Genomic DNA, 24,329 nt, shown 5'->3' on the forward strand with positions numbered 1-24,329 from the left:
CACCAGTATTCAGCCCTCGATGGGGAACGCCACGCCCTCGCCCACCACGCGAAGGCTGAGCTCAGTGCCGGGCTTGGTGATGGAAGCGTTCCAGTGCCGGATGGTAATGATCTCGCCTCCGCCGGGGTAACGGTGGCCATGTCCGGAGAGAACACCGTCTGCCGCGGTGTATGCCGCGAGCCTTATCCGAACAGTTGTTTCGGGCCCGAAGTAGTCAGTATCCACAACCACGCCGCGGATGGGGCCGTCCGGGGCGATGCGGATCTGTTCGGGGCGGAGCATGAGCTGCACCTTTCCCTGTGCTGGTGGTCGTCGTACCGGGATCCCGCCGAGGGAGCACGTGGCCAAGGACCCTTCCATCCAGGCGTCCAGGATCACGGCGTCGCCGAGGAACTCCGCTGTTGCCCGGTCCGCCGGGCGCGTGTAGACCACAAAAGGGTTGCCAATTTGTGCCAGCTTGCCTCCGCGCATGATGGCTACTTGATCGGCAAAGGAGAGGGCCTCGGCTTGGTCGTGCGTTACCAGGATGGTTGTGACGCCTGCCGCATTGAGCACCTTGGCCACTGCCCGGCGGGTAGCTACGCGGAGCCCGGCGTCGAGTGCGGAGAACGGCTCATCCAACAACATGAGTTCGGGTTCGCGGGCCAGGGCACGCGCCAGGGCAACGCGCTGTTGTTGACCGCCTGACAACTGGTGCGGCCGTCGCTTGGCCATGGACCCATCCAGCGACACCATTTCGAGTAGTTCCTTGACGCGGGACGCTACAGCCCGCCGGCCGCCGTCGAGCTTTCCGGAATCCAACCCAAAGGCGACGTTCTGCCCTACCGTCAAGTGCGGGAAAAGGGCACCGTCCTGGGCAACGTATCCCACCTGCCGTTTGTGCGCAGGAATCCACACACCGTCGCCCGCAACCGTTGAGCCATTCAGGGAAATCGTGCCGGTGTCTGGATGCTCGAAGCCGGCGATCAAGCGAAGCAGTGTGGTTTTGCCCGAGCCTGAAGGGCCAACAATGGCCGTGGTTCCGCCCTTGGCTACGGAAAGATTGACGCCCTTCAGCACAGCCTGGGAACCAAAATTCTTTGTGACCTCGGCGATGTCCAAGTGCGTGTTGGTCGTGGGCACAATGGATGGCGCGACACGGGGTGACGGGAGCCTGGATGGGGATTGTTCGGTCACTGTCCGGCAACTTTCTTGGACTGTTGGAAAAGAAGATAGGTCATGGGGGCGGAAAGCACGATCATCAACAGTGCATAGGGTGCAGCGCCTGAGTAGTCGATCTCGCTGCTCTTGCTCCAGAACTCCGTTGCCAGCGTGCGGGTTCCATTGGGCGAAAGAAGAAGAGTGGCCGTGAGCTCGTTGACGATGGCCAGGAAGACAAGTGCAGCGCCGCCTGCCGCAGCAGGTGCGGTGAGCCGCAAAGTCACCCTGAAGAAGGACACCAGCGGAGCCTTGCCCAGGGATTGAGCGGCTTCATCGAGCTCCTTGGGTGCCTGGGCCAGGCCGGAGCGGATGTTAACCAGCGCGCGGGGGAGGAAGAGGAGCACATAGGCGGCGACCAGCACGCCGGCAGTTTGGTAGATGCCGGGAACGGCGCGGATGCTGACGGTGACGAAGGCAAGGCCCACCACGATTCCCGGCAGGGAGCTGGTCACGTAGTTGGACAGTTCAAGCATCTTGCTGAACCAGCTGGGATGCCGGACCGCCAAGTAGGCCATGGGAAAAGCCACGATGGTGGTAACAGCGGCGCCGACGGCCCCGTACAGGAGGGTCTGCAGCAGGGCGGGCATGAACTCGTCGGCGGCCCATACCTCGGTGCCTCCGGCCACAAGCCATCGCAGGACGAACCAGACAGGAAGCCCAAACGCCAACGTTGTCAGGGTCAGCAGGGCGAGCTGAGCCGGAGCCTGGTATCCGCGCAAGTGCACCCGGATTGCTTTGGCTTGGGCACCAGAGCCAATCCGTGCATAACGGGCTGTGCCGCGGCTCTTCACCTCCGCGAGAAGGAGAAGCAAGCACAGGAATACCAGGACACTGGCCAGCATGTTTCCGGCGGCACCGTTGAACGTCGACTGGAATTGGACCATGATCGCCGTCGTGAAGGTATCAAAACGGATCATCGCGAAAGCGCCATACTCCGCAAGGAGGTGCAACGCCACCAGCAACGCACCGCCAGTCATGGCGATACGAAGCTGCGGCAGCACCACCCGGAAGAATGCAGCCCACGGACCCAAGCCAAGCGACGCGGCAGATTGTTCGATGGCCGGATCCAACCTGCCCAGCGTGGCGGCCGCGGGAATGTAGACCAACGGGAAATAGGAGAGGGTGGCGATGAGCACACCTGACCAGATCCCCTGCAGGGAAGGCACAGCCGAGACCCACGCGTAGCTGTTGACGAAGGCAGGGATGGCAAGGGGAGCGGCCAGTGCCACGGCCCACCAGCGGTTCCCGCGCAGCTTGGTGCGCTCCACCAACCAGGCGCCACCCACCCCAAGAATGAGGCACAACGGCACCGTCAGGACCATCAACATAATGGTGTTCAACAGCAGTTCGCCAACGCGCGGGCGCACGATAAGTTCGACGGCGGTGTCCCAGCCTGTCGCTGCCGTCATGAAGATGACGTAGCCCAAAGGCATAAGGGAAAACAGCGCGATCAGGACCGCCAGCAAGGACACCGTGGAAACGCCGAATGGCGGGCGAGGGCGTTTGCCCTTGCCCGCCGTCGTCGTGCTCCCTGGCGACTGTGAAACGTTGGGAGCCGATAGATCAGTGGTCACAGAATTACAGGAGTCCTGCCTTGGTCATCAGATCGGTGACCTTGGTGGAGTTCAGCTTGGCCGGGTCAACGGTGGGCGCCTGCAGGTCCTTGATCGGGACAAGCTTGTCATTGGCGTCCACCTGCGAGGCGATGGCGTACTCGAACGAGGTACCGGTCTTGAGGACTTCCTGGCCCTTCTTGCCAGTAATGAACTTCAGGAACGCCTGGGCGTCCGCTGCCTTCTTGGAGGACTTCAGGACGCCGCCGCCGGAGACGGACAGGAACGCGCCCGGATCCTGGTTCTTGAAGAAGTATGGCGTGACGTTCTTGGAGTTCTCGCCGGTCTTGGCTTGATCGCCATAGTAGTAATAGTGGTAGATCAGAGCGGCGTCCACTTCACCGGCGTTGACGGCCTTCATGGCCGTGCTGTTGCCCTTGTAGGCCTTGAAGTTTTCCTTCATGCCCTTGAGCCATTCTTCGGTGGCGGCTTCACCCTTGAGTTCGAGCAGGGCTGCGACGATCGCCTGGAAGTCAGCACCCGACGGTGAAGCGGCCCACTTGCCCTTCCACTCAGGGTTCGCCAAGTCAAGCATGGACTTGGGCAGCTTGTCTTCGCTGATCTTGTTCTTGTCGTACACCAAGACGGTGGAGCGGGCCGCGATGCCGGTCCACTTGCCCGTGGACGGACGGAATTCGGCGGGGACCTGGTCCAACGTGGCTTTGTCTACGTCGGCAAAGAGTCCGGCGTTCTCCACCTGCGCCATTGCGGGGGAGTTCTCCGTGAGGAAGACGTCTGCCGGCGAAGCAGCACCCTCCTGGACGATCTGGTTGGACAGTTCGGTGTCCGAGCCCTGGCGCATGGTGACTTTGATGCCGGTTTCCTTGGTGAAGGAATCCACCCATTCCTTGGTCAGGCTCTCGTGCTGCGCGTTGTACACCGTGATGCCTTCGCCGGAGGCAGCGTCTGACGACGACCCGGAGGCGGCGGGGGCGCCGGCGTTGGATCCACAGGCGGTGAGGCCAAGGGCGGCGGAGGCGAGCAGGGCAATTCCCGCCAGCGCGTTTTTGGAGAGCTTCATGAAGGCTTCTTTCTGCGAACAAAGACACCGTGTGCCAAGTTTGGGGCTTGGTCCGTGTGAGCGGGAAGGTTTGGAGAGCCCGCTGAGAAAAGCGTAGGTTAGGCAAACCTATGCTTCCAAAGCTTGGGGCCCTTATGTGATAAGGATCACAAGAATTACGGAACTGTTGCGTGCCGTAATTGTGCAGGCCTAGGTCGCCAGTGTGGCTGCGGCTTCCAGCGCCATCCACGCTTGCAGTTGGGTGGAAAGCTCGACGACGGTCCCCGTCGGATACGTCCCAGTGGCCGGACGCAGTGGGCTGGGGGAGAAAACGACGCTTGGTCTTTGGGGATCACCCTCGGTCTTCCAGCGGCCATCCCAGAAGGCCTTGGCTGTGCTGACTACCAGGACCTCAGCTGTTTCGCGGGTGGCTTCCGGCAGACGCTGATCCTTGGCCGCGAGGGCCAGGTAGCGGATCAGGATGCCTGTGAAGAGTCCGCCGTCCCCGGTTCCATCCCCGTGGATTACCTGCGTGCCGGGTACGGTGAGCTCCCTCGCAATGGCTTCCACCAACTGGGCGGCGCGGTCCAGGTTCTCCTCTCCGCCAAGCTCCAGTAGCGCGCCCAGGATCGGCCCTTGGTTGTAGGTGTAGACCGCATCCTCAAGGACGATTTCCCCATTCCGTATGCGTAGGCCGTCCAGGTAAAGGCCGCGTTGCGGGTGCAGCAGCTTGCTGTTCAGCCAGTTCACCAACGCTTGAGCCCGCTCGCGGTGATCTGTTCTTGCGAAGTAGAGCGCCACCGGCGCCGTTGCGGGAGTGTTCTTGAAATCCCGCCTGGTGCTCCAGAACGTTCCGCCGCCCAGGTCGTCCGTGGAAGCCGAATCGAATTGCAGGGTGAGGCTTTTCTGGACGTAGGCATTCCGGCGCCGTCCTGGCTTCCGTGTCTCCTTGGCCAGTTGTTCCAACCGGAGGGTGGACAGTGCCAGCCACGCCATGTCGTCGTAGTAGTCATTGACGAACCTGAAGAAGTTCCGGAGCCGGATGGTGGTGACAAGCCGGGAAGCGAGCCGTCCCGCGCTCGGGCGGGAGTCGCCGTCGAACTTTGTCCGGGTAGCGAGTTCGCGGCGGCCGGTGTCCACCAGGCAGTCCACGTAGTGCGCCTGCCACCAGTAGTGCCACGGGCCAAAAACGCTGCGGAAGCCCCGCGAGGGGATGCAGACGATGCCGATGTGCGTCCCCGGAAGGAAGAACGGCCGCCGGCCGAAAGCGCGCGTCACAGACCGTGCTGCTTCATCTGCCCGCATCGCCCACACGGCCGCCTCTGTGGGAGGTTGTTGCTGGCCGGCGGGGGTGCTTTCGGTGGGCATGGAATCAGCCTATCGGGCGGCCGGGGTGCGTTGGATCACAATTCCAGTTAACATGCATTAACGGATTTGAGTCTGCATCAAGGAGGATGGATGGACATCAAGGGCACGGTTGCGCTGGTCACCGGCGGGGCGTCAGGCTTGGGCGCGGCAACCGCCAAGCGCTTGTTCGACGGCGGAGCGTCGGTGGTGCTGGTGGACCTGCCGCAATCTGCCGGGGAGGGTTTCGCGGCGGAGCTGAACTCTGCTGGCTCGGATGCGGCTGGTTCTGCCAGCGGGCACTCGGGTCCACGCGCCGTCTTTGTCCCTGCAGACGTAACGAATGAGGCCCAAGTACAGGCCGCCGTCGACGCCGCAGCTTCACTGGGAACCCTGCGCATTGTGGTCAACTGTGCCGGCGTCGCCACGCCAGGCAAGGTCCTGGGCCGCGACGGTGTCCTCCCGCTCGAGACGTTCAACAAAGTCATCCAGATCAATCTCGTTGGAACTTTCAATGTCATCCGCCTGGCAGCAGCGGCCATGGTGGAAAGCGAGCCGGTTTCCACGGAATTGGGCGGACCCGAGCGCGGAGTCATTATCAACACGGCGTCCGTCGCCGCCTTCGAGGGCCAGATCGGCCAGCCAGCATATGCCGCATCAAAAGGCGCTGTTGCGGCGATGACCTTGCCCCTGGCCCGCGAGTTCGCCCGCTCCCTGATCCGCGTTGACACCATTGCACCCGGCATCTTCGAAACCCCCATGATGGCCGGATTGCCACAAGCGGCGCAGGAATCCCTCGGGCAGCAGGTACCCCACCCCGCCCGGCTGGGCCGCGCGGCCGAATACGCCAACCTTGCAGCACACATCGTCGAAAATGCCATGCTGAACGGCGAGACGATCCGGCTGGACGGCGCCATCCGCATGGGCCTCAAATGATGGGCGACTACAGCGGCGCCCCGATTCCCGCGGGATTGGTGGGTCAAGTACCAGCGTCTGTGGCTGACCTGCCTACGGCTGATTTCTTCGACTTTGAATCACTCCTGAGCGTCCAGGAACAGCGAAAGCTCAACGAGCTCCGCTCCTTCCTTGCCTCTGAGATCGCCCCCTATGCAGGGCAGTGGTGGGACAAGGCCGAGTTCCCGGAACACATCCTGCCCAAGCTGGCGGCACTCCGGCTCAGCGCCCCGGCGCAGCGCGGCTATACACACTTGTTCGCCGGGTTGGTCATAGCCGAGATGACGCGCGTGGACACCTCCATCGCGACGTTCTTCATGGTCCACCACGATCTCTTCGTTGAGTCGCTCTACGACTTTGGCAGCGACGCCCAGCAGGACAAATACCTCGACGACGCCTCGAACCTCCGCACCACAGGCGCCTTCGCGCTCACCGAACCAGAGCATGGGTCCGACGTCGCGGGCGGCATGCAGACAACAGCCCGCCGCGTGGAAAGAGCGGAGTCCGACGGCGGTGACTACTGGGTGATCAACGGCGCCAAACGCTGGATCGGCAATGGGACGTTCTGCGACTACATGCTGGTATGGGCCAAGGACGAAAGCGACGGCGCTGTCCGGGCATTCATCGTGGACGCCTCCTTGCCGGGCATCACCCGGAGCCGGATCGAGAACAAGATCGCGCTGCGGACTGTGCAGAACGCCGATATTCTTTTCGAAAACGTCCACGTGGCGGAAGCGGACCGTTTCGCCGGCATCAGCAGTTTCGCGGATACCAACCACCTCCTGCGCGGCTCACGGATCATGGTCGCCTGGCAGGCGGTCGGCCAACAATTGGCGGCCTTCGATATTGCCCGGCAGTATGCCGTGGAGCGGATGCAGTTCGGTAAACCCCTCGCCAGGTTTCAGCTGATCCAGCAGCACCTGGTGGACATGCTCGGTAACGCCGTGGCAAGCATGGGGATGATGGTGCGGATCGCCCAATTGCAGGAGGACATTTCCCGCGACGCGCAGGGCGCCCGCCATGGCGGCGCCGACATGGCCCAGGTGGCTCTCGCAAAGGCCTATTGCAGTGCAAGGATGCGTGAAACCGTGGCCTTGGGACGCTCCATCCTAGGCGGAAACGGCATCGTCACCGACTACAAAATCGCGAAGATCTTTGCCGACGCCGAGGCCATCTTCACCTATGAGGGCTCATACGAGATCAACTCACTGATCGTGGGCCGTGCAGTAACGGGGGTCTCTGCTATCGTCTAGCCGGCCACTGCCCTGGCTCTGCGTCGCTTACTCCTGAGGGATCTTTTCGCCAGCCTCAACGCGGACATCGATGGAATTTCCGCGCACGGGCATCGGGCAGGTGCCATATGGAGTAAAGGCGCTGGGGTAATTGATGGCGCGGTTGAAGTCGATGACCACGGATCCATCAGGCCGGGGGCGGGGGATGAAAACCTTCCGCCATTCATCCGTGGTGTCGCCGTTGGTCTCATCGTGGAAGGTCACATTCAAGGCACCGAGTTTCTCTTCCTCGGCGTGGAGGCGAACCTCATGGGGAACGCCAGGAACCCGGAACACCACCTCTCCGACCGAACGATGGATGCCGTCCACCAAGGGGTTGGCCGTTCCGATGGGTACATCCACGGGCTCGTCATAGGGCTCGAAGCGGCCTTGGATCACCCATTCCGGGTTGTAGTCGTAGGTGGGGACCCCGGCGAAATCCGTAAAAACGGGCGAACCCGCATCACGGGTCCGGATGGCGTACTTGTCCGCCCGCATCGCAAGTTCCACCACCACCTGCTTGCCGTCGTGGCCACCGAACTGCACCCACATCAGGGACTCTTCATCCTGCAGGTTTGCGGTCACTGTGCCATCAACCCTGTCGCCCGTCTCAACGAAAGTCAGGCCGTCCTCGATGGTGGCCGTAAGGGTTGCAGTCGTGCCGTCCGAAGACCACAGCCCGGGGACAAATTCAACTTCCGAAGGCTCCGTCTCAAGCCATTGAAAGGACGTCAGGGTCAGCCAGCCATGGTCCGTGGCCAGTGCTGCATTCCGGGCCGTGCGGAACCGCTCCCAACGGGCAAGCTGGGCGTCTGTTGCAGTGGTGGGCGAGCTCATGGTTCTCCTCGGCTGATGTGAGCCACGGTTGGCGGCGTTGCAATCTCCTCAACTATGCGCTGCCGCTGTGCATTCCCGGAAGCGGGCATTCGGGGGAGCGGGCGTCCCCGAAGCGGGCGTTTGGGGAGACGGGCGTTGGGGGCAACGATGGGCCGTGCACCCCGTGCACGGCCCATCGGTCGGTTGGTCAGTGCTGTCGACCTGCCGAACGCCGGGCACCCAGGAAAGCGAGCAACGATCCCAGAGCCAACAGCGCGGCGGCTGCGAAGATGAACACCGGGCTTTGAGCGCCAGTGGAAGCCAGGGGTTCTGGCACGGCAACTTCTGCGGGCTGAGTGGGCTCGCCAGTCGCTATAGGCGGCGCGGTGGTTGCGCTAGGGCTGGCGGTGCTTGGGGTGGGTGTGGGTGTGGGTGTTGCGGTGGTGGGGCTGGGTGTGGGTGTTGCGGTGGTGGGGCTGGGTGTGGGTGTGGGTGTTGCGGTGGTGGTGCTTGGGGTGGGTGTGGGTGTTGCGGTGGTGGTGCTTGGGGTGGGTGTGGGGGTGGGCGTTGGGCTTGCTGTTCCGTCGCCCGTTCCGTCAGCGCGGGTCCGCCGGGTCTCGGCACTGACGGGAGTCTCCTCGCCTGCAATGGTGACGGTTCCGCTGTTGTTGTAGACGTCCTGCTTCTTGTCGGTCACTTTAGTGACGACGAACAGCTCCACTCGTTCACCCTTGGGCAGGTCAGTCCAGCGGACCGTTGCTTCCTGGGGACTGCAGTCGACACTGGCCGGGTATTGCTCGTTGTCCATTGGATCAATGATGTTCCCGGAACTGCTGACAACCTTGCCCACCCGTGGAGTTATGTGGCTGCAATCGATCTCCATGCCAGCGGCGGGAGTGTCCGTCACAACGACATCGTTTGATTCTGAAGGCATGGGAGGCATGTAGAAGATGGATTCAAGTTCAGTTTGTGCGGCGTCGGCCCACCACATTGATTTGCCTGCCGAAGTCGGAGGAGCGGGGTCGCAGTCCTTGGTGCACGGACCGTCGACAACCACGGGCACGCGGACCACCGTGGAGCCCACAGTGAAAGTCAGTTCCGTAGTTCCGCCGGTGCCTGGCTGCGCAGCGTATTGAGTGGTGAAGTTGCACGTCCCACCCACATCATTGGGATGGGTCGCCACGAAGTCGGTCAACGTGAACACCACTTGTCCGGCGTCGTTCGCTGCGGCTTTGGCGACCGTTTCGCCGTCGGCGTTGTCGAGATCAAACGACGCCGCGCCAAACCAGCGAAGCTGTTCTGGCAGTTGGAGATTGAAGGTATCGCCGGGTTGCGAGTTATCCGGGACGGACCACTGACAGGCCAGATCTACTTGGTCCCACTGGTCTGTAACCACTGAATCCGTGCTGATGGTTACCACTGCGCCCGGAATGACGGCAGCGTTGGCTGGCACTGCCGACCAAGCGAGTCCCAAGGCTGTCATGACAACAGCCAGTAGTGCAGCCACCAGGGAGGCGGACTTTAGATGGAGCTGATTCTTCATTTGTTGGATGGTCCTTCGAATCCGGAAGCGTGTCTCGTCGCATGGTGAGTGGCGGCTCTACGCTGTTCGTGACGGCACCAACAGGCGTCACTCATATTGCTTCGGGAATGTGCTCCTGCGGTGCTGGTTCGGAGGGGGCACTTGCCAACGGGAAGAACTGTATGCGCGCCGGTCCCAGCGCTCCTTCGCCCAGCCTTTCCATGGCTGTCCTGCACTCCATGAGGCGTGCAACGTTGTTCTCTGAGAGGGGTAACAGCACGTGGACTGCAGAGTTCTGGTACATGGCCGTAGCCCCAGTTCCGTGTAACTCGCTTTGAATAATTTCTCCAAGTCGCGCCAGCAGGGTCCAGCGATGGCTGCGGCTCTCACGGGGTTGGGGCAGCGACAGGATTGCAAGGGCATAGGGGTGGGCGCATGCCGGCCCAAAAATGGAGAGTTCGTGGATGCGTCGCTGGAAATAGGCTTGCGTGGCTAATCCCGTATAAACATCCGTGCACGACATCGGAGGTGCGGATTCGGCGGCCTCTGCCCAACCTTCAGCCAAGGATTGGAGGGCCTCGATGTCCATGCTCTGGTCTGCGGCAAGGAAGAGGGCGCGGAAGTCCGTCATGGTTTCACTGATGCCGACGCCGTTCCGGGCTCGCGCAGCGCCCAAGGACCTTGCCGATGGAGCTGGGACACTGGCCCGCGTAGCCAGGGAAGTTACCACCGTCCGGACCTCTGGCAGGAACCAATCGGCCCGGAACCGCCAACCATTTTCATAGCTGGTGGTCTGCCATCGGCGCATCAACAGGTGTCGGGAAAATGTACACTCAGCCACTGATTTTGTCCGGAACGATGTCATATCCGACTAGTGCGTCGGGACAAGGAATCATGACGAAACGGCAGGAGGTTCTCTTTGGTAAAGACTGTGTACAAAATCGCGTCATGACTTGCGGTTGATGCCCACTGCCTATATATGGGCACGATTTTATACGTTGTGGGGGTGCCATAGATGGCATCCGGGACAGGTACTGACAACGCTTCAAGCGCGGGCGTTGAGAGCGACGGGCATCTTATCGGGTTGGTGCGTGGCGGTGACATGTCCGCATTCGACGAACTGTATGAACGCCATGTGTCCGTCGCGTCCACCGTGGCCCGGCGCAACGTGGACAATCCAAGTGATGCCGAGGATATTGTGGCCGAGGCTTTCCAAGCAGTGTTGCAGAGCCTGGTTGCCGGCCGGGGTCCAGACAACTTCTTCAGGGCTTATCTGCTGTCCACGGTTACCCGGCTGTCACATCATCGGAACCGGAAGGCGGGCAGGGCGCTGCCCAGCGGGGACGACGCCGTCCTTGACCGCACGCTGGCGGATCCCGATGCAGTACTGAAAGCCTTCGAATCGCATACGGTGGCAAAGGCATTCCGTGCCCTCCCGGAACGGTGGCAGGCGGTGCTTTGGTATCTGGACGTGGAACGAATGAAGCCGGCTGCTGTGGCACCACTCCTGGGTCTCTCCGCCAATGCTGTCTCAGCCCTTGCGCTCCGCGCGCGGGAAGGTTTGAGGAGGCAATACCTCCAGGCCCACGTCGCGGAAGAACTGGACAGCGGCTGCGCCGGATTCGCTTCAAAACTCGGCACTTTCATTCGCGGGGGACTTTCGAGGGTGGCTGAACGCAAGATGCGTCATCACCTCAACGGTTGCTCCAGGTGCACCGGTGCACTCGCCGAGCTGAAGGACGTCCAAGGAACCATGAGGGCCGTGCTTCTCCCGCTGGTGACCGGCATATCCCTCGCGACCCTGACCGGTAAGGGTGCCGGACTGGGTGTTTTGGGAGGGCTGGTGCCCATCAAGGCAGCCATTGCGGTGCCAGCCATTGGGCAACCAGCGGTGATGGCCATGGTTGCAGTAGCAGGCTTGGGCCTGGTTCTGGGGGCGGTTGGAATCGTTGGTCGCCTGACACCGGATGCTCCAATGGAGCAGTTGGCCGTTGAGACAAGCTCCTCCCGTCAGGAGTCTTTCGTCGGGACCCTGCCCCCGACCCCTGCCCCGACCCCGACATCGAAACCGAGTCCGCCATTGCCCGTGTCGCCGACGGCGGTTGAGCCGCCGCCGTCGAACGCTGCGCCCGAACCACCGGTCGCCGCGCCGGCGGAATCCCAGCCGTCGGCGCAACAGCTTACTCCCTCGCATATCCCGGTCACACCAGCCGCGACAGCACTTCCGGCGTCGCTTGTGGCTGTGACAGCCTCGGTGCGGATACCAAAGGACCATGGCTCCGGCATGACGGCGATGGAGGTGGACTTTGGGATCCGTGACTCACAGTCCTTAGGACCAGCCAAAGCCGTGTTCTCGGTGGAAATGGATGCTCGGATCCAGGAGAGTTCGCTGCTTGCTCCGGAGGGGTGGTCGTGCTCCATGGAGGGGCAAACAAACGTCACATGCATCACGGGTTCGGCCCGGCCAGGCGATCTCCATTTTGAAGTTTCCGCCCAGTCCAAGCGTCAAAAGGGCGCAGGTGTCCTCACATATTCCTTGAGTGGAAGCGGTCTTGAAACGGGTGAGTTTGTCCACAACTACTGATCACGATTCCCTGCGAAAGACAGCGTCACGAAGCTATTGCACCGGCCACTAACCAAGCGGCGGTGGCCCGGAGGCGGGAGCCGCACACTTATCTGTGCAATTTAGGGGAATTATGAAAGCAACGTTGTTGGCCGTTGCTGGCTTGCTGGGCGCCTTGACGGCGGTTTGGGCTTTGGTCCCGATCGGTCAAAAATGGTTCGTTCGCAGGTTCAGCTCGCCGCACGGCCTCCGATGGGCCGTGACAAGTTTGGGCACCATGTTGCTGCTGTCACTGGTGGGATACGCAATCGGGCCGACGTACCGCCCGTGGCTTGAGATTGTAGGCCTGCTCGCGGGAGCAGGGTTGATTGTGGGCTTTCTCGTCGCGCCCGCTTTCCGGATTCACCATGGGGTGGCTTCGCAGCCTCGGAGGGTGCTGGCTATTGGAGCGCACCCTGACGACCTCGAATTGGCTTGCGGTGCCACTCTCGCCAAATTGGCCGACGCCGGCCATGAAGTCCGAACCATGGTGATGAGCTCCGGCGGAAAGGGAGGAGACAGCTCCGTCCGTGTGACCGAAGCTGCATCAGGCTCGGACTTCATGGGCGCATCCGAGGTGCAGGTCCACGACTTTACGGATACCAGCCTGGCGGAGCACGGGGATGAAATGGTCCAGGCGATTGAGGCCTTCATGGAGGAATTTCGACCTGACGTTGTCATTACCCATTCCCGTAACGACTACCACCAGGACCATCAGGCCGTACACAGTGCAACCATGCGGGCAGCCCGCCAGCATTCCTCCATCCTGTGCTTCGAGAGTCCTTCATCCACGCGGCAGTTCGACCCCAGCGTCTTCGTGGATATCGCCGGCTACGTGGACGTGAAGATTCACGCCGTCGCCATGCACCGGAACCAAAAAGGCAAGCCATATATGAGTGCAGAAAGAGTGCGCAGCCTCGCAGCGTTCAGGGGCTCGCAAGTGAAAACCACGTATGCAGAGGGCTTCGAGCCAGTTCGATTGCTCGGCTCCGCCGTAGGGGAGTTCTGATGGTTCGGGTACTCGTGACAGGCGTTGGCGGACCGGCTGGCTCCTCATTGGCGCGCCAGCTAAGGGAACTGGGACATTGGGTTCTGGGCGTTGATATGCGGCCGGTCCATGCTTCTGTGGCGGATACGGTCTCATTGGTATCGGCCTCCAGTTCTCCTGGCTACCTGCAGGAACTGGGGGGACTGGCGGGCGCCCATGGAATCGAGCTCGTGGTACCCACAGTTAGCGATGAACTGGTCCTCGTTTCGGAAGGCCGGCATGGCTTCGCTCCTGGCGCCGAAGTCCTCATTGCCGACCCCGCTCCCGTTCGAATCGCGAATGACAAATTCCTCACGATGAGGTGCCTTGCAAACGCTGGCGTCGCTGTCCCCGACTTCGGGTTGCCGAGCGACTACACCTCTGTCAACCAGGCAATGGCCCGGCTCGGGGGATCGCTGGTGGTCAAGCCAAGGATTTCCCGCGGCGGACGCGGGGTCCAGGTTTTGGAAAGAACTGTCGACGGCGGCCGGAACGCCGCGCACGTCTGGTCTTCCTTGGACGATTCGTGGATTGTGCAACGGTTCGCACCAGGTACGGAGTATGCACCTGTGGTCCTCCGCCATAGCCCTGAGTCGGGTCAGGACGACCTTGTGGTGGTGCTGGAGAAGACGGAACTCAAAGAGGGGCGGGTCGGGAATGCCCTGTCTGTCAGGAGGATTGAGGGGGCGGAGAGTGCGGACGTGGCGCAATTGGCTGATTCAGCCGTGGCCGCACTCGGCTTGACAGGACCGATCGACATCGATGTACGCCGCTTGCAGGGCGGACGCCCAGTGGTACTGGAAATCAACGCGAGGTTTGGTGCAAACAGTGCGTTCGCACCCGAACTCCTGGAGAGCGTCCTCAGACGATACGTCGGCGGTCGATTGACCGGATGGCATGCGTGACACCTCTTGATGCTGCACTGGCGTTTGTCCAGGTTGGAGGAGTCCTGATTCTCAGCTTCGGCGTGGTCAAAATCGTCTATGTTCCACTGGCTTTGTATTTCAACCGGCTTTATCGTTCCAACTCTGCCAAGCATCGCTATTCCATCATTACTGATCGGCCCCTGGTGTCTGTGATCGTGCCTGGCTACAACGAGGCCGTGGTGATCACCAGCTGCGTCGAGTCGATTCTGGCCAGCCGTTATCTACGCCTGGAAGTGATTCTGGTGGACGACGGCTCCACTGATTCCACTGCCAGCATCATGGCCGGGCTTGCAGATCAATATGATCGGGTCCGTTTTCTCTCACAAGCCAACGCGGGGAAGGGAGCTGCGCTCAACTACGGTATCGCTGCCTCCCACGGCGACATCCTGATGTTCGTTGATGCCGACGGAATTTTCGCACCCGACACCCTGATGCGCATGCTCGATGGCTTTGACCACACCAAAGTGGGAGCCGTGTGCGGCGACGACCGGCCGGTTAACCTGAATCGCGTTCAGACCATGATGCTTGCTGTCCTAAGCCACGTCGGGACAGGCCTGGTCCGCCGGGCCTTGTCCCTCTTGCATTGCCTGCCTATCGTCTCGGGAAACATAGGTGCCTTCCGCCGCGACGTGGTCCAGCAGGTGGGCGGTTTCCACGAGGACACACTCGGCGAGGATCTTGAGCTTACGTGGCGTGTCTATAAGGCTGGCTACAGGGTTAGGTTCCAGCCCTCGGCCCTGGTTTATGCCGAGTCGCCGTCAACGATGGGCGGATTGTGGCGGCAGCGCGTTCGGTGGTCCCGGGGCTTGCTGCAGACGCTCCGGATGCATATGGGAATGCTTGGGCGGCGGCGTTACGGGCTGTTTGGCATGTTCCTGTTGTTCAACGCCATCACCATGGTGGTGATCCCAGTGCTGCAACTTGCCATTTTGGCGGTGTTGCCATTCCTCTATCTTGCCGGTTCGGGTCCCGTACCAGGTGAAGTCCTCGCCATTCTTGGTTGGTTGGGGTTGTTCGTGTCCCTGGCGCTGATCGTCTTCTCCATCGGACTCAACCGGTCCTGGAAGGACCTTCGCTTTCTGTGGACGCTGCCCCTGTGGCCCCTGTATTCGGTATTCGTTGGCCTGGCCTTAGCCAGTGCAATCATCAAGGAGATCCGCGGCAGCCCTGCCTTGTGGAACAAGTTGCAACGGACCGGCGTCATCTCCGTAACTGCCACAGAGTCCGGCCCCCGCTACGAGGCAGGGGTATGAAGGCGTTTGCACCCACGATCTTGGTTGCCAGGCTCAGTGCTGCCCTGGTGGGCTCGGTTCTCCTTGGTGTTGCATTGACGGGTATCACTGCGTGCGCAGGGGACCCGCAGGCTCGTCCCGAGGACCGCATGGTAAATCTTGGCTTCGAGGACGTCGTCAACGAGGATCGCTCACACCTTGTGGACTTGGCGGAACGATTGGATGCTGTAGACGCCACTGCCGTATCGATCTCCGTGGGACGCACAGATTGGACGGCCTTTCCCTGGTCCGGCCAAACCAATGCGACCTCTTATGAGGTTTCCCGCACTGGCCGGGACTTCGTGGGGGAATCAATCTCAGCATTGGGGGTGGCGAAAAGCGGTAAGGAACGTGATGTGATCCTCACGATAGATGTCCTTTTGGACCGTGCGCTGAGTGACGACCCCTCCCTGGCAGGACGAAATACTGCTGGCGAGCCATCCAAAGCCTTTGCCAGTGTGTCGTCCCTGCGGCATGGCAGGGCCGGTGTTCGCTTGGCTTCCTTGGCAGCCGCCGTCGCGAAGAAGTACCGGCCCACAGCGGTGAACCTTACGGAATTGATGTTCGACGATTTCACTTTTGGCAGCGAAGACTTTGATGACTTCAAAGCCACTACCGGGGAAAATGACTGGCCCAGGAACCACGAAGGCGGGATCGACCAGTCGGATGCCCGGATCAGCACATGGCGGAGCGAAGCCATGGCTGACATCGTGCGCAAGGTGAGGGCCGCCGTCGAACCATATAGTGTCCGGTTGGAGATGGACGTGCGCTCGCCGCGGGATTCACCATCGGCGGACCGCGCTGACAGCGGCCATGACTACGACCTCTTGCTCAAGCAGCTCGATCGGCTCCACGTTTGGGAGTACGTAGGACTCAATGCCGAGCGCTCGCCGCAGACGAAGGACCTCGCTGAAGCCCTGACCCGCCGCGCAGGCTCCCGCATGTCATTGTCTATCGGGCTTTGGTCCGATGACGGCACGATCTCCGATGAAAGGTTCAAAACCACCTTGGATGATGCTGTTCGGGGCGGTGCCACATCCGTGTCCGTGACACCCGCAAGCCTCATGGGCGCCGGGCATTGGGAGGTCTTGCGGAAAGCCTGGGCACGGTAATTACGGGATGTCCGGTGCTCAAACCGAGGCGTACCCTGAGCGCATGGGCATGGAATCCGTGATGGCGGCAGTAGTAAGCCTGGCACTCATTGTTGGGTCGGTTTGGGCTGGCACGCGGATGGTGCAGAAAGGTGTTTCCGCGAAGGGGGCAACGGGCACGCTCGGGAGTGTCCTCTCCACGATCGAGCCAGCCACAGGTGCGCCGACCAAAATGGAGGCGGCGGCAGCCCGCGAGGAAATGCGGCAGCGAAGGCACGAGAAATTGGTAGCCGGCCCTGGCACCGCAGAGGCCGGGCTTTTCGCCGGGAAGGTGGTCCTGCCGCCGTCGACGAGCAAAGCTGCTAAGCAGCACTCCGGTGACGCCAAAATCTGACACGTATTCCCGCAGTGGACTCCTGTACAGGTAAGATCCCGTAGGAAACATTAGTAATCCGGCTCACAGTATCCAGCGCAGTGTACGAGCCAAACCAGATCCCGAAGGTAAGTATCAATGGTTCACACTGCCCATCAAGACACCGATCTCGCTGCAGAACTGCGGGCCGATGTGCGCCGCGTTTCCACCCTGTTGGGTGAGTCCCTGGTACGACAACACGGCCCGGAATTGCTGCAGCTCGTGGAGCAGGTCCGCTTGCTGACCAAGGAATCCAAAGAGGCCGCGCGGGGCGGCGCCGACGCCACCGGCCCTTGGAGCGCGCACGACGTCGTTGCCCAGGTCCGCGAGTTGCTCGCGTCCCTGCCTCTGGACCAGGCGACGGACCTGGTTCGTGCCTTCGCGTTCTATTTCCACCTCAGCAATGCGGCCGAACAGGTCCATCGCGTCCGTGGGCTGCGGACCCGGCAGGAAAAGGACGGCTGGCTGGCGAAGGCTGTCACGGAGATCGCGGGCCAGGCCGGCCCGCAGGTCCTTCAGGACGTGGTGAACGAACTTGATGTTCGGCCCATTTTTACGGCGCACCCCACGGAAGCCTCCCGTCGCTCAGTACTGGACAAGGTCCGCAAACTTTCCGACGTATTGGCCCAGCCCACTGAAGAGGGAACGTCTGCCCGACGCCGCCAGGATCGCCAGCTTTCGGAAATCATCGACCAAATGTGGCAGACCGACGAGCTCCGCCAGGTCCGGCCAACACCGGTGGATGAAGCGCGTAATGCGATCTACTACCTGAACAGCATCCTCACCGATGCCATGCCGGAAATGCTGACGGACCTTTCCGAACTCCTGGCCGAGCACGGCGTGGTTCTGCCCGCTGGCAGCGCGCCGCTGCGTTTCGGTTCGTGGATCGGTGGCGACCGCGATGGAAACCCCAACGTCACTGCGGCCGTTACGCGCGAAATTCTGCAGCTGCAGAACCAGAACGCTGTGCGGATCAGTATTGCGTTGATCGACGAGCTGATTTCGGTCCTGTCCAACTCCACTGCCTTGTTCGGGGCTGACCAGGAGCTGTTGGATTCGATCTATGTGGACCTCAAGAACCTCCCTGGTTTGGACAAGCGCATCCTGGAGCTAAATGCCCAAGAGCCTTATCGACTCAAGCTCACGTGTATCAAAGCCAAACTCATCAACACTGGCCGCCGCGTTTCTTCCTCGACGTACCATGAGCCCGGCAGGGACTACGCCACGACAACGGAGCTGCTCGCCGAGTTCGGCCTGCTCGAAGAGTCGCTCCGGAACCACGCTGCAGGCCTTGTTGCCGATGGCGCGTTGGCCCGTGTTCGCCGTGCGATCGCAGCCTTCGGCCTTCATTTGGCAACGCTGGACATCCGTGAACATGCGGATTACCACCACGACGCCGTCGGACAACTCGTGGACCGTCTCGGTACCGAGAAACCGTACAGTTCCCTGACCCGCGAAGAACGTTTGGAATTCCTCGGTGCCGAGCTGGCATCCCGCCGCCCGCTCTCGGGCCACCCGATCAAGCTCGAAGGCACAGCTGACGGCACGTACGATGTCTTCCGAAGCATCCGCCAGGCTTTGCACACTTACGGTCCGGATGTTGTGGAAACTTACATCATCTCCATGACGCGCGGTGCCGATGACGTCCTGGCCGCCGCTGTTCTGGCACGCGAGGCTGGTTTGATTGACCTCTTCGGTGCCAAGCCGCACGCCAAGATCGGCTTTGCCCCACTGTTGGAAACCGTGGAGGAACTGCGCGCATCCGCTGAGATTGTGGATCAGTTGCTCTCCGATCCGTCCTACCGTGAGCTCGTCCGTCTCCGCGGGGACGTCCAGGAAATCATGCTCGGGTACTCCGATTCCAACAAGGAGTCCGGCGTCATGACCAGCCAGTGGGAGATCCACAAGACCCAGCGGAAGCTGCGCGACGTGGCTGCCAAGCACGGCGTCAGGGTCCGCTTGTTCCATGGCCGCGGCGGCTCCGTGGGCCGTGGCGGTGGTCCGACGTACGACGCCATCATGGCCCAGCCCAATGGTGTCCTTGAGGGCGAAATTAAGTTCACCGAGCAGGGCGAGGTCATCTCGGACAAGTACTCGCTCCCCGAGCTTGCCCGCGAGAACCTTGAGCTTTCCCTGGCAGCTGTCATGCAGGGTTCTGCCTTGCACCGGACTCCGCGTACCTCCGAAGACGAGCGCGAGCGCTACGCGAACGTCATGGAAACAATTTCCGATGCCGCCTTTGCACGCTACCGGGCTTTGATCGACGACGCCGATCTTCCGGCCTATTTCCTGGCGTCCACACCTGTGGAGCAGCTGGGTTCCTTGAACATCGGATCACGCCCCTCCAAGCGGCCCGATTCCGGAGCAGGACTGGGCGGCCTCCGTGCGATCCCGTGGGTGTTCGGTTGGACGCAGTCCCGCCAGATCGTTCCCGGTTGGTTTGGCGTAGGCTCTGGCCTGAAGGCAGCACGCGAAGCCGGTGACGCCGATCAGCTGATGGAAATGATGGACCGCTGGCACTTCTTCCGTTCGGTGATTTCCAACGTCGAAATGACCTTGGCCAAGACCGACATGGAAATCGCGGGGCACTACGTTTCCTCGTTGGTCCCGGAGGAATTGCACCGCCTGTTCCACATGATCCGGGACGAGTATGAGCTCACCGTGGCGGAAATCGAACGCCTCACTGGAGAGATTGAACTTCTGGACGCCCAGCCCACGCTGAAGCGGTCCCTGGAAATCCGTGACCAGTATCTGGATCCCATCAGCTACCTCCAGGTGGAGCTGCTCCGACGCGTCCGCGAGGAATCGGTATCCGGTGCGGAGATCGATGAGCGGCTCCAGCGCGCCATGCTGATCACCGTCAACGGAGTGGCCGCCGGCCTGCGCAACACCGGCTAGACGTTCTCTCACATCCTGCCGCTTCTGACGAATCGCTCTCTCACATGCGGCGGGTTTTTTCGGATCGCTCTCTCACTCCCAACGCTTGTCGATGGGGCGGGGGAGCGTTTCGGCTTAAGGCACCTTCGCATGAGCGTTAGGGTTGTTGGATGCCGTCGTTCCAGACCAAGTTGAAGATCACTGGCCTCAAGCCTGGCAACCCTCCCGAGTCGGTCATGGCGGCGGCCATCGAGGCGTTGGAAACCCGCCATCATGTCGAGTCGAACCAGCTCGATATCGTGGGCGGCGTCCCGCAGCTTAGCCTCCGTTTCATGGTGGATGCGCGGGACTACATCGGTGAGAACGACGAAGCCCGGACGTCGGCGGCCATGATGCGCGACGCCGTCGAACGCGTTGCGCTGACAGGGAGCCTTTACGTGTTGCGCCGCAGCCGCGGACGCTGGGCGCCGATCTAGGCAGGCGTCACTCCGGCTGGGGCACGTCTCCGTCGAACGGTTCATCAACTGGGGAGCGGCTCCCGCGCCGCCGTGTGACGATCAATCCGACCACCACGCCGATGACCAAGCCGACCCCCACTCCAATCAGTGAGCTGGCCCAGAACGGCAGTTTGGTTGCGGAGCCCGTGAAGTAGCCCAGGCCCACCTGCCACACCGCCCACAGCACTGCGCCCAATCCGGCGCAGAGGCTGAAGCCGCGGGCGGAGACGTTGGCGATTCCAGCTGCGGACGAGGTTGCGAGCCTGCCGCCAGGGACGAACCGGGCGCCGATAATGGCGCCGTACGTGGAGGATCGGCCGGCCTTGGCGATAGCCTCGTGGATTCCACGGTGGACTTTCCGGCCCCATCCCCAGCGATCCAGTACATGGCTCACCCGCCGCTTGAACAGCACGTAGACTGCCATGTCTCCGAGCCAGGACGCGAAGGCTGCGAGGAGGAGGATGAGCCAGAAATTGGCGTGGCCGTCGGCCGCCAGCGCTCCGCCGGTGATGACCACCATTTCGGACGGGATCGGCGGGAAAATGGCATCGCCGAGCACGATGGGAACGATCCACAAGTAAATTGCGGATCCCCACGTCTCGGGGGCGATGAAGTCCATTGGCACAAGGTACCGCACTTGCCGCCGTGGCCGCTCGGCGGGAGACTGGCGCAATGCAGATCGAAATCATGCACGGGGACATCACCACGCGCGACGTCGATGCGATCGTCAACGCCGCCAACTCGGCCCTGCTCGGTGGAGGGGGAGTGGACGGCGCAATCCACAGGGCCGCCGGGCCCGAACTGCTTGAAGCCTGTCGCGAGGTCCGCCGCACCAAACTTCGGGACGGGCTGCCGGTTGGCGCCGCCGTCGTGACTCCCGGATTCAGGCTCCCGTCGCGCTGGGTGATTCACACCGTGGGTCCCAACCGGCACGCTGGGCAAACCGATCCTGAGCTGCTCGCTTCTTGTTTCCGTGAAAGTCTAAGAGCAGCCGTGGAGGTGGGTGCACGGTCAATCGCCTTTCCCGCGCTCAGCGCCGGGATCTACGGATGGGACGCGCGTCAGGTCGCCGAGGTAGCGTTCGACGCCGTGCGGTCGTTTTCGCCGTCGTCGTCAGGAAGTGCAGCCTCAGCCAGCGTGCTGGAGTTAGTGGAGTTCGTGCTGTTTTCGGAAGAAACGACGGCGGTCTTCCGCGCTGCGTTCGAGTCCTGACGTTTGCGTCGCCGCACCACGAAGAACATCGCGGTCACGAGCGCCAGGAACGGCAGGCCGAAGAACAGGGTCATGTTGAAAGCCTCAGTGGCCAAGGTGCTGACCAGGATCGCGAGCATCAGTGCGGCGCCAAGGATGGTGCCTCCGGGGTAGAACCTGGTCTTGAAGGTGAGTTCCGTTCCTGACCGTTTCACGCTGCGGCGGAAGAACCAGTGCGTCACGAAGATCATGAACCAGGTGAACATCGCCCCAAACATGGAAATGGCCATCATGAACGTAAACGCTGTCTCAGGGAACATCGCATAGACGATTGTGGCGATCGCGATTCCGGTGGTAGAGAGGACCAAGGCGTTCACGGGCGAACCATTGGCGCGCAGCTTTCCGAACAGGGCCGGTGCGTCCCCGCTGCGTGAGAGGCTGAAGATCATTCGGGTGGAGATGTACAACTGGCTGTTCATGGCGGAGAGCGCAGCGATGATCACCACAAACGTCAGCAGGCTGTCCGCGAAGGGAATGCCGAGGCTTTGCATGACCGTGACGAACGGACTTCCGCCGGCCAGGATCTGGCCCATCGGCGCGATGGCCATAATGAGGGCGAGCGTGACGATGTAGAACAGGAGCAACCGGGCGATGGTGGTGCGGAAGGCCTTCTTGACCGCTGTAGCGGGATCCTTTGCCTCGCCAGCCGCCACAGCGATCATCTCGATACTGAGATAGCTGAAGATCGATACGATCACCGCGAACCAAGTGCCGGACAAGCCGTTGGGGAAGAATCCACCGTCGGCAGCGTAGTTTTGGAAGCCCGTGCCCTCCTTCCGGCTGCCGAACACGATGTAGGCACCCAGAACGATGAAGGCCACAATTGCGAACACTTTGATGCTCGAGAACCAGTATTCGAGTGTCCCAAAGGCCTTGACGTTCATGGCGTTGACTGCGATCAGCACCGCCGAGAAGAAGACGACCCATAGCAGTGCCGGAACATCCGGGAACCACAGCTTCATGTATTCGCCAATGGCCGTGACCTCCGTTCCCACTGCAAGGACGATGCACGACCAATACATGTACTTGACCAGGAATCCGGCCAGCGGACTGACGTAGTGTTCGGCGTAGGCTCCAAACGATCCGGATGTAGCGTGGGCAACCGTCATCTCTGACAGGCTTCCCATCAGCAACAGGGCAATCAAGCCGCCGATCGCGTAGCTGATGATGACGCTGGGGCCCGCCAGGCCGATGGCAAACTTGCTCCCGAGAAACAGCCCTGTCCCGATGGCACCGCCCAGCGCGATCATGGTCATTTGGCGCGAAGTGAGCTGGCGTTTGAGCCCGCCCTCACGCGCTTGGATCTTGTCGAAACTGGCCATAACGACCTCCTAGTCGATTCTGCAAATCCCTTCAAGATAGAATTGAGATCAGATGGACAGCAACGATTCTGAATCATTGCAAATATTCTGGAGGCTTTTTCATGGCGGATTCACTTTCTACGCGTACCTTGGACAAGCATTCGAATCGGGTTCGACTGGACGACACGGACCGCCTGATCCTCAAGGAACTCATGGCAGATGCCAGGATCCCCAACAACGTGCTCGCCGCAAAAGCCGGGATCGCGCCCTCCACGTGCTTGGGCCGTGTCCGTGCGTTGCGGGAAGCCGGGATTATCCGGGGCTTCCACGCATCCGTGGATCTGGAGGCCTTGGGGTTGCTGGTTTACGCGCTCATCTCCGTGCGCGTGAACTCGCAGGCCCGCAACAAGATGTTGGCAATCGGGCAGCGGCTAAGGGCGCTGCCGAACGTCCAGAGCGTTTTCCTGCTTGCTGGCGACCAGGACTTCCTTATGCACGTAGCCTGCGGGACGCCCAAGGAATTGCGGGATTTCATTGCCCTGCATTTGGCGTCGGATCCCGCCATTGCCAACACACAGACAAACTTGGTCTTCGATCACCTGACACCGGGGGACTAACGCCCTTCAACTGACGCCCCGGGGACCGGGCCTAGGCTGCTTCCGGCGTGGCCCCGCGGGGCACTTCGATGGCGTGACCATGCCGGAGGAACTTACCTGTGCGGTAGTACCAGTAGGGCCAGGCGGCCCACGCCGCAGCACCAGCAGCGATCCCAGCACCCATGATGGTGTAGCGCAGCCACTCCGGGCCCGGAATCAGGAATCCCAAGCCGGCAACGGGCAGCCCGACAAGCAAAGCACCACCGATGAACCGGCCCAGCCGCGCCAGTCCGGTCGGGTACCCCTCGACATCCAGGAGCTTGTTGTTCGCAACCAGGAACCAGACTCCCTGGGTGATGATCGCGGCCACCGATACTGCCGTTGACGGCTCGAATGCCAGGATCTTGAACACCAGCAGCGCGGAACTTGTTGCCCCCGCAGCGCAGGCGCCGGCCGTGATCCATTTCAACGGCTGATTCCACGGAGTTGCCGGAAGACGATTGTGCACTTGAAGGATCACCGGGATGGCCAGGAGATTGAACGCTGCTCCAGTGGCATCGTTGATGGTCCCGAAAACGTAGGGGCCACCCTTGGGTACTTCGACCGCATACATGGCGCCAAGCGTCAGTACCCCGGCCACGCCGACAGTCGCGGCAGAATAGGCGAAGACCGAGACGGTCCTGTCGCCTGGCATTTCAGTGATGTGCTCCATCGCAACTCCCGGATCCTGCCCAGCAGAATCATGCTAGACCCGCGCT

At 61.6% G+C, this 24,329-nt stretch carries 21 protein-coding genes and 1 pseudogene; 12 read left to right on the forward strand and 10 right to left on the reverse strand.

The window, feature by feature from the left end:
• Positions 1–9: 9 nt before the first annotated feature.
• From ACZ5G6_RS03675 to ACZ5G6_RS03690, 4 genes are all read right to left on the reverse strand, one after another.
• Positions 10–1,176, reverse strand: a complete 1,167-nt coding sequence (locus tag ACZ5G6_RS03675; RefSeq protein WP_223935797.1) for an ABC transporter ATP-binding protein — start codon at positions 1,174–1,176, stop codon at positions 10–12.
• Entirely contained in the window at positions 1,173–2,774 is a 1,602-nt protein-coding gene (locus tag ACZ5G6_RS03680) for an ABC transporter permease (protein ID WP_223935798.1), read from the reverse strand. Before ACZ5G6_RS03680 ends, ACZ5G6_RS03675 begins: the two co-directional genes overlap by 4 nt.
• 4 nt (positions 2,775–2,778) lie before the next feature.
• Positions 2,779–3,834, reverse strand: a complete 1,056-nt coding sequence (locus ACZ5G6_RS03685) for an iron ABC transporter substrate-binding protein (protein WP_498689472.1) — start codon at positions 3,832–3,834, stop codon at positions 2,779–2,781.
• A gap of 189 nt (positions 3,835–4,023) precedes the next feature.
• Positions 4,024–5,181 carry a glycoside hydrolase family 76 protein gene (locus ACZ5G6_RS03690; protein ID WP_498689473.1) on the reverse strand — a complete coding sequence of 386 codons (1,158 nt, stop codon included), beginning with the start codon at positions 5,179–5,181 and terminating at the stop codon, positions 4,024–4,026.
• A gap of 90 nt (positions 5,182–5,271) precedes the next feature.
• On the opposite strand from ACZ5G6_RS03690, the gene ACZ5G6_RS03695 reads away from it, so the two are divergent.
• Together ACZ5G6_RS03695 and ACZ5G6_RS03700 are read left to right on the forward strand one after the other, a co-directional pair.
• Positions 5,272–6,093 (forward strand): SDR family NAD(P)-dependent oxidoreductase, encoded by an 822-nt coding sequence (locus ACZ5G6_RS03695; protein WP_498689475.1) that lies wholly within the window; start codon positions 5,272–5,274, stop codon positions 6,091–6,093.
• A complete protein-coding gene (locus ACZ5G6_RS03700; RefSeq protein WP_223937469.1) occupies positions 6,093–7,364 on the forward strand; it encodes an acyl-CoA dehydrogenase family protein in 1,272 nt (423 codons plus the stop codon). Before ACZ5G6_RS03695 ends, ACZ5G6_RS03700 begins: the two co-directional genes overlap by 1 nt.
• 27 nt (positions 7,365–7,391) lie before the next feature.
• Here the strand turns inward: ACZ5G6_RS03700 and ACZ5G6_RS03705 are convergent, their stop codons facing one another.
• The 3 genes from ACZ5G6_RS03705 to ACZ5G6_RS03715 all read right to left on the reverse strand — a co-directional run bounded on the left by ACZ5G6_RS03705 (position 7,392) and on the right by ACZ5G6_RS03715 (position 10,528).
• Positions 7,392–8,219: a DUF1684 domain-containing protein gene (locus ACZ5G6_RS03705; protein WP_498689477.1), complete on the reverse strand. Its 828-nt coding sequence runs from the start codon at positions 8,217–8,219 to the stop codon at positions 7,392–7,394.
• Positions 8,220–8,406: 187 nt separating this feature from the next.
• On the reverse strand, positions 8,407–9,741 hold the full coding sequence (locus ACZ5G6_RS03710) for an Ig-like domain-containing protein (protein WP_498689478.1): 1,335 nt from the start codon (positions 9,739–9,741) through the stop codon (positions 8,407–8,409).
• Between the two features lie 91 nt (positions 9,742–9,832).
• Entirely contained in the window at positions 9,833–10,528 is a 696-nt protein-coding gene (locus ACZ5G6_RS03715) for a hypothetical protein (protein ID WP_498689480.1), read from the reverse strand.
• Positions 10,529–10,735: 207 nt separating this feature from the next.
• Between ACZ5G6_RS03715 and ACZ5G6_RS03720 the strand changes: the two genes are divergently transcribed.
• From ACZ5G6_RS03720 to ACZ5G6_RS03755, 8 genes are all read left to right on the forward strand, one after another.
• Positions 10,736–12,304 (forward strand): sigma-70 family RNA polymerase sigma factor, encoded by a 1,569-nt coding sequence (locus tag ACZ5G6_RS03720; RefSeq protein ID WP_498689482.1) that lies wholly within the window; start codon positions 10,736–10,738, stop codon positions 12,302–12,304.
• A gap of 112 nt (positions 12,305–12,416) precedes the next feature.
• Positions 12,417–13,331 carry a PIG-L deacetylase family protein gene (locus tag ACZ5G6_RS03725; protein ID WP_223935806.1) on the forward strand — a complete coding sequence of 305 codons (915 nt, stop codon included), beginning with the start codon at positions 12,417–12,419 and terminating at the stop codon, positions 13,329–13,331.
• Positions 13,331–14,254 (forward strand): ATP-grasp domain-containing protein, encoded by a 924-nt coding sequence (locus ACZ5G6_RS03730; protein ID WP_498689486.1) that lies wholly within the window; start codon positions 13,331–13,333, stop codon positions 14,252–14,254. Before ACZ5G6_RS03725 ends, ACZ5G6_RS03730 begins: the two co-directional genes overlap by 1 nt.
• Entirely contained in the window at positions 14,251–15,528 is a 1,278-nt protein-coding gene (locus tag ACZ5G6_RS03735) for a glycosyltransferase family 2 protein (protein ID WP_498689489.1), read from the forward strand. Before ACZ5G6_RS03730 ends, ACZ5G6_RS03735 begins: the two co-directional genes overlap by 4 nt.
• Positions 15,525–16,658, forward strand: coding sequence for a hypothetical protein (locus ACZ5G6_RS03740; protein ID WP_498689491.1), 1,134 nt, complete (start codon positions 15,525–15,527; stop codon positions 16,656–16,658). Before ACZ5G6_RS03735 ends, ACZ5G6_RS03740 begins: the two co-directional genes overlap by 4 nt.
• 43 nt (positions 16,659–16,701) lie before the next feature.
• The gene (locus ACZ5G6_RS03745; protein ID WP_498689494.1) at positions 16,702–17,031 is read left to right on the forward strand and encodes a hypothetical protein; all 330 of its coding nucleotides are present in this window, start codon (positions 16,702–16,704) and stop codon (positions 17,029–17,031) included.
• Positions 17,032–17,148: 117 nt separating this feature from the next.
• Complete coding sequence (ppc, locus tag ACZ5G6_RS03750; protein WP_498689497.1) at positions 17,149–19,947, forward strand: phosphoenolpyruvate carboxylase; 2,799 nt, start codon at positions 17,149–17,151, stop codon at positions 19,945–19,947.
• A gap of 149 nt (positions 19,948–20,096) precedes the next feature.
• Entirely contained in the window at positions 20,097–20,402 is a 306-nt protein-coding gene (locus tag ACZ5G6_RS03755; RefSeq protein ID WP_223935812.1) for a hypothetical protein, read from the forward strand.
• A 7-nt stretch (positions 20,403–20,409) separates the two neighbouring features.
• On the opposite strand, the gene ACZ5G6_RS03760 is transcribed toward ACZ5G6_RS03755, so the two are convergent.
• The gene (locus ACZ5G6_RS03760; protein WP_223935813.1) at positions 20,410–21,042 is read right to left on the reverse strand and encodes a DedA family protein; all 633 of its coding nucleotides are present in this window, start codon (positions 21,040–21,042) and stop codon (positions 20,410–20,412) included.
• A 53-nt stretch (positions 21,043–21,095) separates the two neighbouring features.
• Here ACZ5G6_RS03760 and ACZ5G6_RS03765 point away from each other — a divergent pair, with 53 nt between their 5' ends.
• Positions 21,096–21,635 (forward strand): O-acetyl-ADP-ribose deacetylase, encoded by a 540-nt coding sequence (locus ACZ5G6_RS03765; protein WP_498691741.1) that lies wholly within the window; start codon positions 21,096–21,098, stop codon positions 21,633–21,635.
• A gap of 134 nt (positions 21,636–21,769) precedes the next feature.
• Here ACZ5G6_RS03765 and ACZ5G6_RS03770 read toward each other — a convergent pair.
• Positions 21,770–22,996 (reverse strand): annotated as a pseudogene (locus ACZ5G6_RS03770) (amino acid permease); the annotation flags it as partial.
• Positions 22,997–23,097: 101 nt separating this feature from the next.
• Here ACZ5G6_RS03770 and ACZ5G6_RS03775 point away from each other — a divergent pair.
• Positions 23,098–23,592, forward strand: coding sequence for an Lrp/AsnC family transcriptional regulator (locus ACZ5G6_RS03775; protein ID WP_498689500.1), 495 nt, complete (start codon positions 23,098–23,100; stop codon positions 23,590–23,592).
• A gap of 31 nt (positions 23,593–23,623) precedes the next feature.
• On the opposite strand, the gene ACZ5G6_RS03780 is transcribed toward ACZ5G6_RS03775, so the two are convergent.
• The gene (locus ACZ5G6_RS03780) at positions 23,624–24,283 is read right to left on the reverse strand and encodes a hypothetical protein (RefSeq protein ID WP_498689502.1); all 660 of its coding nucleotides are present in this window, start codon (positions 24,281–24,283) and stop codon (positions 23,624–23,626) included.
• Positions 24,284–24,329 lie beyond the last annotated feature (46 nt).

The organism is Arthrobacter sp. TmtSoilC51, from assembly GCF_055388015.1.

What these genes read in the sequence shown, in the direction of transcription:
- ACZ5G6_RS03685 (WP_498689472.1), bottom strand. Translation starts at nt 3,834, where the DNA reads ATGAAGCTCTCCAAAAACGCGCTGGCGGGAATTGCCCTGCTCGCCTCC.
- ACZ5G6_RS03705 (WP_498689477.1), bottom strand. Translation starts at nt 8,219, where the DNA reads ATGAGCTCGCCCACCACTGCAACAGACGCCCAGCTTGCCCGTTGGGAG.
- ACZ5G6_RS03765 (WP_498691741.1), top strand. Translation starts at nt 21,096, where the DNA reads ATGCAGATCGAAATCATGCACGGGGACATCACCACGCGCGACGTCGAT.
- ppc (WP_498689497.1), top strand. Translation starts at nt 17,149, where the DNA reads ATGGTTCACACTGCCCATCAAGACACCGATCTCGCTGCAGAACTGCGG.
- ACZ5G6_RS03720 (WP_498689482.1), top strand. Translation starts at nt 10,736, where the DNA reads ATGGCATCCGGGACAGGTACTGACAACGCTTCAAGCGCGGGCGTTGAG.
- ACZ5G6_RS03745 (WP_498689494.1), top strand. Translation starts at nt 16,702, where the DNA reads ATGGGCATGGAATCCGTGATGGCGGCAGTAGTAAGCCTGGCACTCATT.
- ACZ5G6_RS03740 (WP_498689491.1), top strand. Translation starts at nt 15,525, where the DNA reads ATGAAGGCGTTTGCACCCACGATCTTGGTTGCCAGGCTCAGTGCTGCC.
- ACZ5G6_RS03710 (WP_498689478.1), bottom strand. Translation starts at nt 9,741, where the DNA reads ATGAAGAATCAGCTCCATCTAAAGTCCGCCTCCCTGGTGGCTGCACTA.
- ACZ5G6_RS03725 (WP_223935806.1), top strand. Translation starts at nt 12,417, where the DNA reads ATGAAAGCAACGTTGTTGGCCGTTGCTGGCTTGCTGGGCGCCTTGACG.
- ACZ5G6_RS03715 (WP_498689480.1), bottom strand. Translation starts at nt 10,528, where the DNA reads ATGCGCCGATGGCAGACCACCAGCTATGAAAATGGTTGGCGGTTCCGG.
- ACZ5G6_RS03730 (WP_498689486.1), top strand. Translation starts at nt 13,331, where the DNA reads ATGGTTCGGGTACTCGTGACAGGCGTTGGCGGACCGGCTGGCTCCTCA.
- ACZ5G6_RS03690 (WP_498689473.1), bottom strand. Translation starts at nt 5,181, where the DNA reads ATGCCCACCGAAAGCACCCCCGCCGGCCAGCAACAACCTCCCACAGAG.
- ACZ5G6_RS03760 (WP_223935813.1), bottom strand. Translation starts at nt 21,042, where the DNA reads ATGGACTTCATCGCCCCCGAGACGTGGGGATCCGCAATTTACTTGTGG.
- ACZ5G6_RS03755 (WP_223935812.1), top strand. Translation starts at nt 20,097, where the DNA reads ATGCCGTCGTTCCAGACCAAGTTGAAGATCACTGGCCTCAAGCCTGGC.
- ACZ5G6_RS03700 (WP_223937469.1), top strand. Translation starts at nt 6,093, where the DNA reads ATGGGCGACTACAGCGGCGCCCCGATTCCCGCGGGATTGGTGGGTCAA.
- ACZ5G6_RS03695 (WP_498689475.1), top strand. Translation starts at nt 5,272, where the DNA reads ATGGACATCAAGGGCACGGTTGCGCTGGTCACCGGCGGGGCGTCAGGC.
- ACZ5G6_RS03775 (WP_498689500.1), top strand. Translation starts at nt 23,098, where the DNA reads ATGGCGGATTCACTTTCTACGCGTACCTTGGACAAGCATTCGAATCGG.
- ACZ5G6_RS03780 (WP_498689502.1), bottom strand. Translation starts at nt 24,283, where the DNA reads ATGGAGCACATCACTGAAATGCCAGGCGACAGGACCGTCTCGGTCTTC.